This is a genomic window from Aeromonas sp. 600282 (assembly GCF_049175755.1).
Taxonomy (GTDB): domain Bacteria; phylum Pseudomonadota; class Gammaproteobacteria; order Enterobacterales; family Aeromonadaceae; genus Aeromonas; species Aeromonas veronii_A.
Genome location: NZ_JAAKVR010000008.1, coordinates 121,728 through 135,071, shown reverse-complemented (window position 1 = coordinate 135,071; position 13,344 = coordinate 121,728). Strand labels below are relative to the sequence as shown.

13 protein-coding genes are annotated in these 13,344 nt (G+C 57.5%); 9 read left to right on the top strand and 4 right to left on the bottom strand.

Annotation, left to right across the window (positions count from 1 at the left end):
• The first annotated feature begins 234 nt into the window (after positions 1 to 234).
• From G5137_RS09910 to G5137_RS09875, 8 genes are all read left to right on the top strand, one after another.
• Entirely contained in the window at positions 235 to 1,905 is a 1,671-nt protein-coding gene (locus tag G5137_RS09910) for a sensor histidine kinase (protein WP_216954170.1), read from the top strand.
• On the top strand, positions 1,902 to 2,606 hold the full coding sequence (btsR, locus tag G5137_RS09905) for a two-component system response regulator BtsR (RefSeq protein WP_421255317.1): 705 nt from the start codon (positions 1,902 to 1,904) through the stop codon (positions 2,604 to 2,606). Before G5137_RS09910 ends, btsR begins: the two co-directional genes overlap by 4 nt.
• Before the next feature lie 140 nt (positions 2,607 to 2,746).
• Positions 2,747 to 4,168: a carbon starvation protein A gene (locus G5137_RS09900; RefSeq protein ID WP_421255316.1), complete on the top strand. Its 1,422-nt coding sequence runs from the start codon at positions 2,747 to 2,749 to the stop codon at positions 4,166 to 4,168.
• A 223-nt stretch (positions 4,169 to 4,391) separates the two neighbouring features.
• Positions 4,392 to 4,730, top strand: a complete 339-nt coding sequence (locus G5137_RS09895) for a DUF3302 domain-containing protein (protein ID WP_257124649.1) — start codon at positions 4,392 to 4,394, stop codon at positions 4,728 to 4,730.
• A 3-nt stretch (positions 4,731 to 4,733) separates the two neighbouring features.
• The gene (locus G5137_RS09890) at positions 4,734 to 5,771 is read left to right on the top strand and encodes an HlyD family secretion protein (protein WP_075115488.1); all 1,038 of its coding nucleotides are present in this window, start codon (positions 4,734 to 4,736) and stop codon (positions 5,769 to 5,771) included.
• 115 nt (positions 5,772 to 5,886) lie between these two features.
• Positions 5,887 to 7,647 (top strand): DEAD/DEAH box helicase, encoded by a 1,761-nt coding sequence (locus G5137_RS09885; protein ID WP_421255315.1) that lies wholly within the window; start codon positions 5,887 to 5,889, stop codon positions 7,645 to 7,647.
• Between the two features lie 112 nt (positions 7,648 to 7,759).
• Positions 7,760 to 9,199, top strand: a complete 1,440-nt coding sequence (gene dacB / locus G5137_RS09880; protein ID WP_421255314.1) for a D-alanyl-D-alanine carboxypeptidase/D-alanyl-D-alanine endopeptidase — start codon at positions 7,760 to 7,762, stop codon at positions 9,197 to 9,199.
• A gap of 94 nt (positions 9,200 to 9,293) precedes the next feature.
• On the top strand, positions 9,294 to 9,590 hold the full coding sequence (locus G5137_RS09875) for a GrxA family glutaredoxin (protein WP_223849348.1): 297 nt from the start codon (positions 9,294 to 9,296) through the stop codon (positions 9,588 to 9,590).
• Positions 9,591 to 9,713: 123 nt separating this feature from the next.
• On the opposite strand, the gene G5137_RS09870 is transcribed toward G5137_RS09875, so the two are convergent.
• On the bottom strand, positions 9,714 to 10,559 hold the full coding sequence (locus G5137_RS09870; protein ID WP_005337873.1) for an endonuclease/exonuclease/phosphatase family protein: 846 nt from the start codon (positions 10,557 to 10,559) through the stop codon (positions 9,714 to 9,716).
• A 107-nt stretch (positions 10,560 to 10,666) separates the two neighbouring features.
• Between G5137_RS09870 and G5137_RS09865 the strand changes: the two genes are divergently transcribed.
• Positions 10,667 to 10,891: a hypothetical protein gene (locus tag G5137_RS09865; RefSeq protein ID WP_005337874.1), complete on the top strand. Its 225-nt coding sequence runs from the start codon at positions 10,667 to 10,669 to the stop codon at positions 10,889 to 10,891.
• Here G5137_RS09865 and yciA read toward each other — a convergent pair whose 3' ends face one another.
• The 3 genes from yciA to G5137_RS09850 form a co-directional block, all read right to left on the bottom strand.
• The gene (gene yciA, locus G5137_RS09860) at positions 10,892 to 11,296 is read right to left on the bottom strand and encodes an acyl-CoA thioester hydrolase YciA (protein WP_005337875.1); all 405 of its coding nucleotides are present in this window, start codon (positions 11,294 to 11,296) and stop codon (positions 10,892 to 10,894) included.
• Between the two features lie 59 nt (positions 11,297 to 11,355).
• On the bottom strand, positions 11,356 to 12,177 hold the full coding sequence (locus G5137_RS09855; RefSeq protein WP_421255313.1) for an NAD-dependent epimerase/dehydratase family protein: 822 nt from the start codon (positions 12,175 to 12,177) through the stop codon (positions 11,356 to 11,358).
• Positions 12,178 to 12,424: 247 nt separating this feature from the next.
• Positions 12,425 to 13,306, bottom strand: coding sequence for an SH3 domain-containing protein (locus G5137_RS09850; protein WP_421255312.1), 882 nt, complete (start codon positions 13,304 to 13,306; stop codon positions 12,425 to 12,427).
• Positions 13,307 to 13,344 lie beyond the last annotated feature (38 nt).

Genomic DNA, 13,344 nt, shown 5'->3' with positions numbered 1-13,344 from the left:
CATGCCACTTCCATGTGGCGTATCCGACGGATACATTCATGCTCTATCCATCAATAGCAATCTGTCGCCTCTTACACAAATATCAATTTAACATGCTGATTTAATGTAGTTTTATCCATTTGTTCTGGCAAACTGGCGGTCCGTTGCGACCCGCAGGGCCAACCGAACAAGATCTTGATCACACTTATTCACGGGCTGGTTGTTTTTTAGGCTGGCTGATGAGGCGCGTTTTTTATGCAGTTGGTTCTCTCTTTGTTACAGCAGATGAGCGTCAGCCTGGTGATCGCCTATCTCTTCTCGAAAAGCCCGCTGCTTCGCCCGCTTGCCAACTATTCAGTGAGGATTCCTCACAAGGTACTGATATACATAATATTTTCATGTTTTTGCATCCTCGGAACCTATGTGGGCCTAGATATCGACGATGCCATCGCCAACACCCGGGCTGTCGGCGCCGTCTTGGGGGGATTATTGGGGGGACCGCTGGTGGGCTTTCTGGTGGGGCTGACCGGCGGTCTGCACCGCTATACGCTGGGGGGATTTACCGATCTCGCCTGCGCCATCTCCACCACCTGCGAGGGGTTGCTCGGGGGCATAGTGCACTGGCGACTGATGCGCTCGGGGCGAACGGATGCCCTGTTTGAACCACGCATCGCCTTCTTTACCACTCTCTATGCCGAGATCATGCAGATGGTCATCATCCTGCTGGTGGCGACCCCGTTCGACAAATCCCTGCTGTTGGTACGCACCATCGCCACCCCGATGATTCTGGCCAACTCCTGTGGCGCGGCGCTCTTTATCAGCATGATCCGCGACCAGCAGCGGATGTATGAGAAGTTCTCCCGGGTCTTCTCCGCCAAGGCGCTCAATATCGCCAACCGTACAGTGGGGATCATGAGTCAGGGCTTTACCCCACAGGCAAGCAACAAGATTGCCCGCATCATTCAGGAGGAGACCGGCGTTGGGGCGGTCGCCATCACGGACACCGAGCAGATCCTCGCCTTTATCGGCACCGGCGAAGATCACCATCTGCCGGGCACCCCCATCGCGTCAGCCATCACCATGCAGGCCATCGCCCAGAACAAGGTGCTGTTTGCCGATGGCAACAGCCAGCCCTATCGCTGCAGCCTCTCCTCCGCCTGCCAGCTGGGCTCGGTGCTGGTGATCCCGCTGCAGGGGGACAAGGGGGTGATCGGCACCATCAAGCTCTACGAGCCGAAGAAGCGGCTGTTTCTCAAGATCAACCACACCCTGGGGGAAGGGATTGCCAACCTGCTGTCACAGCAGTTGCTGGCCGGTCGGCTGGAGCAGCATCAGCGGCTGCTGGTGCAGTCCGAACTCAAGCTGATCCAAGCCCAGATCAACCCCCACTTTCTGTTCAACACCCTCAACACCATCAGTGCCATCACCCGGCGCGATCCGGACAAGGCGCGGGATCTGCTGCTGCATCTGTCGCTGTTCTTTCGCAAGAACCTCAAACGCCAAAGCGGCCTTGCGACTCTGCAGGAGGAGCAGGAGCACTGCCAATCCTATCTGGAGATCGAGCTGGCCCGTTTTGGCGATCGGCTGACGGTGATAAACGAGATCCCGCCCCATCTGGCCACACTGCGACTGCCCAGCTTCACCCTGCAACCGTTGATCGAGAATGCCATCAAGCACGGCATCTCGACTCTGCTGGAGCAGGGGCGCATTCGCCTCTGGACCGATGAGCATCCCACCAGCGTCACCATCCATGTGGAAGATAATGCAGGCACCTGGCAAGCACATCCCGCTGGCGACGGTCTGGGCATGACCATCGTAGACCGGCGACTGAAAAGCGCCTTTGGCGAGCGCTATGGCGTGACTATTGCGTGCGAGCCGGAACAGTGGACCCGGGTGTCGTTCACCATCCCCAAGGAGCAACCATGATCCGCACTCTGATAGTCGATGACGAACACTACGCCCGCGAAGAGCTGAGGCAGCAGCTGGCCTGCGATCCTGCCATCGAGATCGTGGGGGAAGCGGCCAACGCCATCGAGGCGCTGCCGCTTATTCAGCGCCTCAAGCCTGATGTGGTGTTCCTCGATATCCAGATGCCCAAGCTGAGCGGTATGGAGCTGGTCGCCATGCTCGACCCCCTGCCCCGCATCGTCTTTGTCACCGCCTTTGACGAATATGCCATTCAGGCCTTTGAAGAGAACGCCTTCGACTACCTGCTCAAGCCGGTGGAGCCCGCCCGGCTCGCCAAGACGCTGACTCGCCTCAAGCAGGATATCTCCCCGCAGCCCATCGAGCGGCTGGCCCCCACCATCGCACATATTCCGGGCTATCTGCACAACCGGGTCAGGCTGCTGCCCGTCGAGCAGGTGGAGTATGCCTTCTCCGATCTGGGCGGGGTCCATGTGGCCTGTCAGGGCGAGCTGTTCCACACCCAGCTCACCCTCAAATCACTTGAGGAGAAGAGCCCGCTGCTGCGCTGCCACCGCCAATATCTGGTCTCTCCCTACGCCATCTTCGAGATCCGGCTGCTGGATAACCAGCTGGCAGAGATTGTCACTCCGAGCGGCGCCCGGGTGCCGGTCAGTCGTCGCTATCTCAAGGAGCTCAAAGATCAGCTGGGGCTGGACTGAACCGCGGAGTGTGCGCCTGATCACAGCCGCCGACCGCTCGGCGCGCCAAAGCGCCGCTCGGGGAGTTTCACCTGCCAGACAGGCGCAACCGTTTTAGACTCGCTCTGCACACTAAAAAATAACAATGCAGGAGCGTAGCAATGATCTGGTTCTTCCTCTGTGTCGGCTTACTTGTGGCCGGCTACTTCATATACGGCAAATTCATCGAACGGATATTCAGCCCGAAACCCGAGCTGAAAACCCCCGCCATCACCATGGCTGACGGGGTGGACTATGTCCCCATGTCGGACAAGAAAGTCTATCTGGTTCAACTGCTCAACATCGCAGGTGTCGGCCCCATCTTCGGCCCCATCCTGGGTGCCCTCTACGGCCCGGTCGCCATGCTGTGGATCGTCTTTGGCTGCATCTTCGCCGGTGCGGTACATGACTACTTCTCCGGCATGCTGTCGGTGCGCGCCAAGGGGGCCTCGGTGCCAACCGTGGTCGGTGAGCATCTGGGCACCGCCGCCAAGCACTTCATGAACCTGTTTGCCGTGGTGCTGCTGATGCTGGTGGGCGTGGTATTCGTGCTGAGCCCGGCAGGGCTGCTCGCCAACCTCACCTCCACCGATCTGGTCTACTGGATTGTGGCAATCTTTGCCTACTACATCCTCGCGACCATAGTCCCCATCGACAAGGTCATCGGCCGCTTCTACCCCATCTTCGGCGCCCTGCTGGTCTTCATGTCGGTCGGCCTCATCGTTGGCCTGATCGCCTCCGGCAAAGGCTTCTACAACACCGGGATGGACTTCTCCAACCTGCACCCGACCGAACTGCCGCTCTGGCCGCTGCTCTTCATCACCATCGCCTGTGGCGCGGTATCAGGCTTCCACGCCACCCAGTCACCGCTGATGGCGCGCTGCATGCAGAACGAAAAATCCGGCCGCTTCATCTTCTACGGCGCAATGATCGGTGAAGGGATCATCGCCCTTATCTGGTGCACCCTGGGTCTCTCCTTCTACGACAGCACCGAAGCGCTCAACGCTACTATGGCCAACGGCGGCCCGGCGGCCGTGGTACACGAAGTCTCCACCAGCCTGCTCGGCACAGTCGGCGGTATTCTGGCCATCCTCGGCGTGGTGATCCTGCCCATCACCTCCGGTGACACAGCGTTTCGCAGTGCTCGCCTGATCGTGGCGGACTTCCTGAAGATGACCCAGAAACCGCTGGCCAAGCGTCTGCTGATCGCCATCCCCATGTTTATCCTTGGCTTCATCATCTCCAAGGCTGAATTCGGGGTGATCTGGCGCTACTTCGGCTGGGCCAACCAGACCACCGCCGTCATCATGTTGTGGGCTGCGGCTGCCTACCTCATCAAAGAGGGCAAGCTGCACTGGATATGCACCATTCCCGCCATGTTCATGACCGCTGTGGTGATCACCTATCTGGCCAACGCCCCCATCGGGTTCGGGCTGGAGATGGGGACCTCCACCATCATCGGCCTGACTGCAACGGCGGCCATTACCGTGGCCTTCCTGATGAAGTTCCGCCAGCCCTTGGTCAGCAGTACCAGCGAAGGGTAAAACAGCAAAAAATTGCTGCGAAAGCAGTACAAAAAAGGCGCCTGATGGCGCCTTTTTTAATGACAAAAAGACTAATAAGACAACTGTCGAACGGCTTCAGCTTCAATACAGCAAATAGCTTTAAGATTCCGGGCAAACTGACGATAAATGTGTGATTCTTAATTGCTTTAGTGCTTGTTGGAACCCATGATTAAGCTGTGCGTCATGCCAGTGGAGGTTATAAATGGCCCTTGATTATTTTGCCCTTGGTCTGCTCGTCTTTGTCGGGCTGGTCATTTTTTATGGCGTCATCGTTATCCACGATATTCCTTACGAGATTGCCAAACATCGGAATCACCCTCATCAGGATGCCATTCATGTGGCAGGTTGGGTCAGCCTGTTTACCCTGCACGTGCTGTGGCCCTTCCTCTGGATCTGGGCAACCCTCTATCGGCCGGATCGCGGCTGGGGCTTTAGCCAGCGGCTGCAAGAAGATGAAGAGGAGCTGGCGGCCCTCAAGCAGGAGTTGGCGGATCTGAAGAGCCGTATCAACACTATCGAACAGAGTGAGCAACAGGGATAAACCATGGACCTGCTACTGATCCTGACCTACACGGCACTGTGTGTCGCCATATTCAAAATCTTCCGCATCCCGCTCAACAAGTGGACCGTCCCCACCGCAGCACTGGGCGGCGTGCTGCTCATCGGCACCCTCATCATGCTGATGAACTACAACCACCCCTACTCCGAGATGGCGCGCAACTACTACGTCTCCACCCCCATAGTGCCGCTGGTCAAGGGCCGGGTGGTTGAGGTGCCGGTACAGGCCAACCAGCCGGTGAAAAAAGGGGATGTGCTGTTTCGCATCGATGACGAGCCGTTCCGCCTGAAAGTGGAGAGCCTCACCGCACGGGTCGAATCCAACCGCGAACACCTCAAGTCCATCGAGGCGAGACTGCGCTCCGCCAGGCTGGATCGGGATCGCGCCAGCGACCTGATGCGCCGTGGCGTGGGCAAGCAGCGCGATCTCGACGTCACCCAGGCCAACGTGGACGACATCGTGGCCCAGATTGACCAGCAGAAAGCCACCCTGAACGATCTGCAGGCCCAGCTGATGGAAGCCAAGTACCAGCAGTCACAAACCGTGGTCTATGCCCCGAGCGATGGTCATGTGGTGCAATTGGCCCTACGCCCCGGCATGATCGCCACCCCCTTCATGTATCGTCCGGTGATGACCTTCATCCACAAGGATGACACCGCCTACGTCGGCTGGTTCTGGCAGAACAGCATGCAGAGACTGGCGGTGGGCGATGAGGCCGAAGTGGTGATCGATGGCGTACCCGGCAAGATCTTCAAAGGCAAGGTGACAGCCGTGGTTCCGGCCATTGCCGCCGGTAACGTGCAGGCCAACGCCGGTCTGCTGGATCAAACCACTGCGGTGCGCCCGGGTCGTCTGCCGGTGGTTATCTCCATCACCGACCCCGAGTGGGCCAAGTATCAGGTAATTGCAGGCTCCAGCGGGCAGGCTGCCATCTATACCCACTACTTCCACCATGTATCTGTGATGCGCAAAGTGCTGCTGCGCATGGCAAGCTGGATGAACTACATCTTCCCGTTCCATTGATCAGCACCCAAGCACCCTGCGGGCCGGCATCATGCCGGCCCGCTGTTTTTGTGACGGCAAGCACCCTATAATGGCGCCATCTTGCACCACCCCACATCGACATACCCAAGCCTGCATGTTCGTTCTCAGACCCTATCAGACCGACGCCGTCAACGCCGTTATCAGCCACTTTCGCAAACACCCGGATCCCGCCGTGGTGGTGCTGCCCACCGGGGCCGGCAAGAGTCTGGTGATCGCCGAGCTGGCCCGCAAAGCGCGCGGTCGGGTGCTGGTGCTGGCCCACGTCAAGGAGCTGGTGGAGCAGAACCACGCTAAATACGAGGCGTGGGGGCTCAAGGCCGATATTTTCGCTGCCGGCCTGGATCGCAAGGAGGCGAGCGCCCAGGTGGTGTTCGGCTCGGTGCAGTCGGTTGCCCGCAATCTGGATGCCTTTGACGGAGCGTTTTCGCTGCTGATCATCGACGAGTGCCACCGGGTCTCGCTGGATGACGACAGTCAATACCATCAGGTGATCGACCATCTCAAGGCTGCCAATCCGGCCCTCAAGATCCTCGGCCTCACCGCCACCCCCTATCGACTCGGGCTGGGCTGGATCTACCGGCGCCACTACTACGGCATGGTCAAGAGCCACGGCGAGCGCCTGTTTGGCGACTGCGTGTTCGAGCTGCCGCTGCGCTTCATGGTGAAAAACGGCTACCTGACGCCGCCGCGCATGGTGGATGCCCCCATAGTCCACTACGACTTCAGCAAGCTGGTGGCGAGGGAGAACGGCCTCTTTAGCGAGGCAGATCTCAACGGAGAGCTCAAGCGCCAGCAGCGGGTCACCCCCCATATCCTGAGTCAGGTGCTGGAGTATGCCGCCGACCGGCAGGGGGTGATGATCTTCGCCGCCACCGTCGAGCATGCCCGCGAAATTCACGGTCTGCTGGGCGCCCGAGGCCAGCAGGCAGCCCTTATCACCGGCGAGACGCCGGGGCCGGAGCGCGATGCCCTCATCAGCGCCTTCAAGGCACGCGAGCTCAAGTTTCTGGTCAACGTGGCGGTACTCACCACCGGCTTCGACGCCCCCCATGTCGATCTTATCGTGATGCTCAGGCCCACTGAGTCGGTCTCCCTCTACCAGCAGATCGTGGGGCGGGGCCTGCGCCTCTCGCCGGGCAAGAGCGATTGTCTGGTGCTCGACTATGCGGGCAACAACTTCAACCTGTTCGCCCCCGAAGTGGGGGAGCCTCGCCCCCACGCCGGTACCGAGCCGGTACAAGTACCCTGCCCCGCCTGCGGTTTTGCCAACACCTTCTGGGGCAAGACCGACGAGGATGGCAAGGTGATCGAGCACTACGGACGCCGCTGTCAGGGGCTGTTTGAAGATGACGAGGGCAACCGTGAAGAGTGCGACTACCGCTTTCGCGCCAAGATCTGCCCCGGCTGTGGCGCGGAGAACGACATCGCCGCCCGCCGCTGCCAGAGCTGCGATCAGCTGCTGGTGGACCCTGACGACAAGCTCAAAGAGGCGCTCAATCTCAAGGATTGTATGGTGATCCGCTGTGCGGGGCTAACCCTCACAGCAGGGCGCGGCAAACAGGGGGAGCGGCTGGAGGTGACCTACCACGATGAGGATGGATTGACCCTCAGTGAATACTTCGGATTTCACTCCCCGGGCGCACGGCGCTTGTTTCAACAGCACTTTGTGCGTCATCATTGGCCCGCCCCGGGGCTGGAGCCCGAATTTGCCACCCTGGCGAGCGTGCTGGCCGCGCAAAGCCAGTTCCGTCATCCCGATTTTGTCATCGCCCGCAAATCGGGTCGCTTCTGGCAGATAAAAGAGAAAATTTTTGATTATGAGGGTCGCTATCGTACCGCCAACTCGATGACATGATGGCGACCGGCATACATGGCATGAATTGCGTTATCCCGTCGATCCCGCATCGGCGGGTTGAATTATCAGGGTCGGCACCACTGCCGGGCCCTTCGTCACGTTAGAGGATGTTATGCAGCGGCTGTTGATTGGTTTTTGTGCTCTCTTTTCTTCTCTGGCGGCTCATGCCGCCCCGCTGACGCCCCCTCAGGGTGGCCAGTACGCCATCATGGTGCAGGGCAATAACGGCGTCGAGTTCGCCCGCCATGCGGATCAGATGATCGCCCCCGCCTCCACCATGAAGGTGCTCACCGCGCTGGCGGCCCGCCTCGAGCTGGGTGCCGATTTCCGCTTCGCCACTGACATTCAGGCCCAACCCGGTGCCAAACAGGGTGACACCATCAACGGCGATATCTGGATTAACTTCGTCGGCGACCCCACCCTCTCCCGCATGGATCTGCTCGCCCTGTTCAAACAGCTCGGCGTCACCAGCATCAAGGGCAATGTCTACGTCAACACCGGCGCCTACAACGGCTACGAGCGCGGCAACGGCTGGTCGTGGGGAGATCAGACCCTCTGCTTCGCAGCACCTGTCTCCTCGGTCATCATCGACAAGAACTGCGCCTACGCCACCATCACCGCCACCCAGATCGGCAAACCAGCTGTGGGCAATGTGGCCACCGGCGTCCCCATCGGGGTCGGGGCCGACAACGTGGAGGTGATGAGCTATGGCGACATGGCGCGCCAGTTCTGCGCACTGGAAGTGGACATGGCCAAGGGCAACTTCTACGAGCTCAAGGGCTGCATCACCCCGAATAAAGAGCCGCAGGGGCTGCGTTTCGCCATCCACGACGTGGAAGCCTGGGGCTGGGACAATATCCGCTGGGCGATGAACCGGGCCGGTATCAAGCATGATGGCCTGCTGCGGGTCACCCACAAGGCCCCTGAAGGGGCAGAGACGCTGGGCACCCACTACTCGGTCTCCCTGCCGGTGATGCTCGCCAAGATGCTGAAGAAATCGGACAACCTCTACGCCGATACCTTCCTCAAAACCGTGGGCCGTCACTACTACAACAAGCCGGGCAGCTATCGCAGCGGCACCATGGCGGTGCGCGCCATTCTGACCAAGAACGGTATCGATCTGGGCAACGCCACTCTGGCTGACGGCTCCGGTCTCTCCGCTCACAATCTCATCAGCGCCCGTCAGATGATGTCGGTGCTGAACTTCATCCAGAAAAATGATGCCGAGCTTGGCCTGATCAAGCTGCTGCCGAGCTCTCAGGTAGATGGCACCCTGGCGTGGCGCCGCAGTGTCACCGCCCCCATGATGAAGAACAAGGTCCACGCCAAGACCGGCACCATCACCGGCACCTCCAATCTGGTGGGCTTTATCGACACTGCGGGCGGCCAGCGCAAGGCGTTCGTGATGTTCCAGCGCGGCCTGTCCCAAGATCCGGCCACCCATGAGCGCTACCGTGCCAGCAAGGCGCCGTGGCCCTGGACTGTATTCGAGAAGGGGGTGCTGGAGAGCATCTATCAGCAGCAGCCGATCCAGATCGCCGATGAGAGCTGAGCCAATAGGCCCACTCGAATCACGGTATCGATAATTTCGGCTTCAAGTCGCCACGAGGCAGGGCTATGCTGTTGCCTGCCTCATATCAACGGCCATACATAAACGGCTTAAAAAACGGAGAGAAAATATGTTTGCAGTGATTTTTGGTCGCCCGGGTTGCCCCTACTGTGTCCGTGCCGTACAGATCGCCGAGCAGCTGACCGAACAGCGCGATGACTTCAAATTCCGCTACGTGGATATCCATGCCGAAGGGATCACCAAAGAAGATCTGGCCAAGAGCGCCGGCAAGCCGGTCAATACCGTGCCGCAGATCTTCCTGGATGAGCAGCACATCGGCGGCTGCACCGATTTCGAAGCCTACGCCAAAGCGAATCTGGGTCTCTACCAGTAATGCCTGCGGGTCATCCCGAGCGGGTTGACCGCCAGAACGTATAAAAAATCCGGCGCCATCAGGCGCCGGATTTTTTATTAGCGGAACTCGCACCATCCCTTGTCAGGAAGTCACAGACTGGGGTCAGGGAGTCACAGACTGGGCGGCAAAGCGCGCAATGATGGGGTTGTGATCCGAACTGTCGGTCGCCGGTGAGCTCACCTCGACCAAATCCAGATTGCGGTAGTAGAGGTGATCCAGCGGGCGACCGAAGGCGGTTCGGCGCAAGTCAGGCACCGGCACGGCCTCTTGCAGACCCAGCTCGTCCACCAATTTATTCAGCCAGAACTGGCGCTTGTCGCTCCAGGTGTTGAAATCACCGGCCAGGATCACCGGCCCCTGATGGCGGCGCACCAGCGCAGTCAGATCGTTGAGCTGCTCGCGGAAGGTAGCCATCCCCAGTTCGAAGTTGACCGCATGGATATTGATGACCATGACGCCATCAGGATCGCCCTGCAGCGGATAGAGGCTCACCAGCCCGGATTTGGGGATGCGCAGCAAAGGTTCGGGGGAGCGCACGCCACAGACGAACGCCTGCGGGGTCTTGGCCACCGTCATCACCCCGAACGAGACGCCGCCCTGGGTGAAGGCTTGCAGCTGTTGCCACTGGAAATCACCGGCGCGCAGCCAGTCGAGCATATCGGGACGGGTGGCCGACTCTTGCAGCAGCACCAGATCCTGCCCCTTGGCATAACTGTCCATCCCTTCGCGCCAGTTTTTGCGCTGGCCCTTGTAGAGATTCCACACCGTCACCCCGAATTCACGGGGCAGCGCCGTGGTCGCCAACGCTACCAGCGGCGGACGCTGGCAGTCGAGTCCCGGCACAATCCCTTGAGCTGTGACCAGATGGTTCTGATCCGGCACCTCAAAACAGCCTACCAACCCCAGGGTCAGCAGGGAGGTGCCAAGAATGCGATAACTATTTTTCATTGGCTAACAACCGCCCGCCTTTGCTTTTTGTTGCGACCATCACAAACGTCATTCACGCCGACTAAGCTGATAGTCCCTGTTCCACCCAACCAGAAGGAGCTTGTCTCATGGCGAAAGAACTTCGGTACAACGTGACGTTTTATGATCAACAAGGAAATTGTCATCAAGTGGAGCTGGCCACCGTCTATCAGATAAGACGGGACCCTCAATGCGATCTCTGCCTGTTTGACACCCTGCAATATGTGGGCTCGGAAGAGATGCTGGAACGCATGATACGGCAAAAAACCGGGCTTGAGCAGGAAATATCCATCATCAATGCCCGGCTGATTTAATCAGGCACTCACCGGAACCGGACGGGATTTGCCCTGTTCGTCGATGGCGACATAGGTGAAGATCCCCTCGGTCACACAGTAACGCTGGGCGTCGTTTTCCCGCAGTACCGGCTTGACCCACACCTCCAGTTTGAGCTTCATGGAGCTGCGGCCGATCTTCATGCAGCGGCCGTAGCAGCAGACCACATCGCCCACCTTGACCGGACTGTGAAAGGTCATGCCTTCGACGGATACGGTACAAATACGTCCTTTTGCCAGCTCCTTGGCCATAATGCCCCCACCTATATCCATCTGGGACATGATCCAGCCACCAAAGATGTCGCCATTGGGGTTGGTATCGGCTGGCATTGCCAGGGTTCTCAGCAACAACTCCCCATCGGGGTGACGTTTTGTATCTACCATCATTACCGCCTCTCTCTCATGGATGGCGGCATGATAGGGGGCGATCACCCCCTTGGCAAACCTCAATTACCCGAGGCGGCGAGCTCGGCAAACCAGTGGGCCGGATCGGGCCAGCGATAGTTGAATCCCATCTGCTGGCAAATCAGCTGACCGTCGATGGGCTGAAATTCACCGGCAGGCTCGATAAAGACCGGCACGGGCAGCCCCTGCTGGCGCGCCGCAAAGGGGTAGAACTGCTCGCGGCGCGGATGCACAGGCGCACTCAGATTGAAAACATTCCCGTCCTTGCCCCGCTCCAGCAGCAGCATGCAAGCCGCCACCACATCGTCCAGATGAACCAGATTGACCGACTGGGCGCCGCCATCGAGAGTCTTGCCCGCGAGGAAACGGCCGGGATGGCGATCCGGGCCATAAAGGCCGGAGGGGCGCACTATCATCACCGTCTCGAAACCGGCCGCCAGCACCGCCTGCTCCGCTGCCAGCATCCGCTCGCCACGGGCATGGCGCGGTTTGGGCTGCTCACCCTCTTCTTGACCCGCCCCCCATACCGAGGTGGCGCTGACAAACAGCACCCGCCGGGTGCCATTCGCTTTGGCCAACGCGCAGGCCTTTGCCACCGCTTGCGGGTAGTCATCGGTCTTGCTGGGTGGTACGCAGATCACCAGACTCTCGCAGGGGATGGGCCATGCATCCGACATATGGGCAGAAATCGTCAGCGGATAGGCAGCGATCCCCTCCCCCTGCAGACGGGCCGCCTTCTCGGCGCTGCTGACTGTCACCGCCACCGACTTGCCTGCCGCCAGCAGGGCCCGCGCCAGCGGCAGCCCCAGCCACCCCGCTCCCAGAATGCCGATCGTCCCGGCGAAATGTTGTTCTGTCATCATCCCTTCTCCTGCTTGACACTATTTGCCCCGCAGCTTACCTGCCTTGGCATAAAAAGAAAGCTTTGACCTGCTAATAGATAAATATTGTTGAGTAAGTAATATTTGTTATTCGGATATTTCACCAAATCACTTTCGCTGTCACACCATTCTATTGTCATTCATCAATAACATATATTTATGTGGCAATATCGGCAAAGGAACACTTTACCATCAATAGAATGACCATATCTTGTACAGCTAGCTAGTGCTATTTATTAAAGCGTTTTGTATATTCAGTAAACACCCAGCCTTCTAACGCTTCACCTTGTTTTTGAGGTATTGCAACTTTTATCCAACTACGATTCTTTTCAATAACGTATACAGATTGCCCAAAATTTAGAGTCGTAATTACCTCTGATTTTATAGATGGTGAAGCTCTCAATCTAACCTCATCTCCGCTAATAAATCTGTTTAGAGGTGTCACATCTAAACCAATACTTTTAGGGATTTTTTTAATCGTATTAGACTGAACCCTGCGAGATTCATCATTGTTCCTAAGAAACTCTTCAATAGCAGGTTTAACATATATATCAAGACTTATCGGAATCATTACTTCAGTTATAAACAACAGTATGATAAATCTAAAAGCAACCGGAAGTTTCTGAAATGCCTCTAATAATGAATTTAGAGATAAATTACTTTCCCTAAGTGTTTCGTTTACCTCAGATAATACACTGGAAATATCAGAGACATCTTCATATTCAACTGATTCGGTTGAGCAAGCATCAAAATCAATACTTTGAACCAAAGCCAGATGTTGTTTTAACAAGTTTAATGTCAAAATAAACTCGTTAGGGAGGTGCGGGAAATTATTGAACGCTGGAAAATTTCGCTCAATAGACCTCAAGTGTTTTTGTATTCCCAATTGGGAAAATCCATCCAACCAAGTCAGATTAGAGCTGTATGTATTTATGGTTTGATAAAGCTGTGCAACTTCAGGCCTAAGAATCGACTTTTGAATAGCATTAATACGTTCAAGTTCCGTCATCCATGCAGGATTTAGAATCGATTGAATTCTGTCCATATGTTTCATCCACGGTTGATTCGATAACGAATAAACCTTTTCGACACCCTCCATATACTTGCTCACTTTTCAGGTTTCCTTTAATTTTACTTGCACGTAGATTA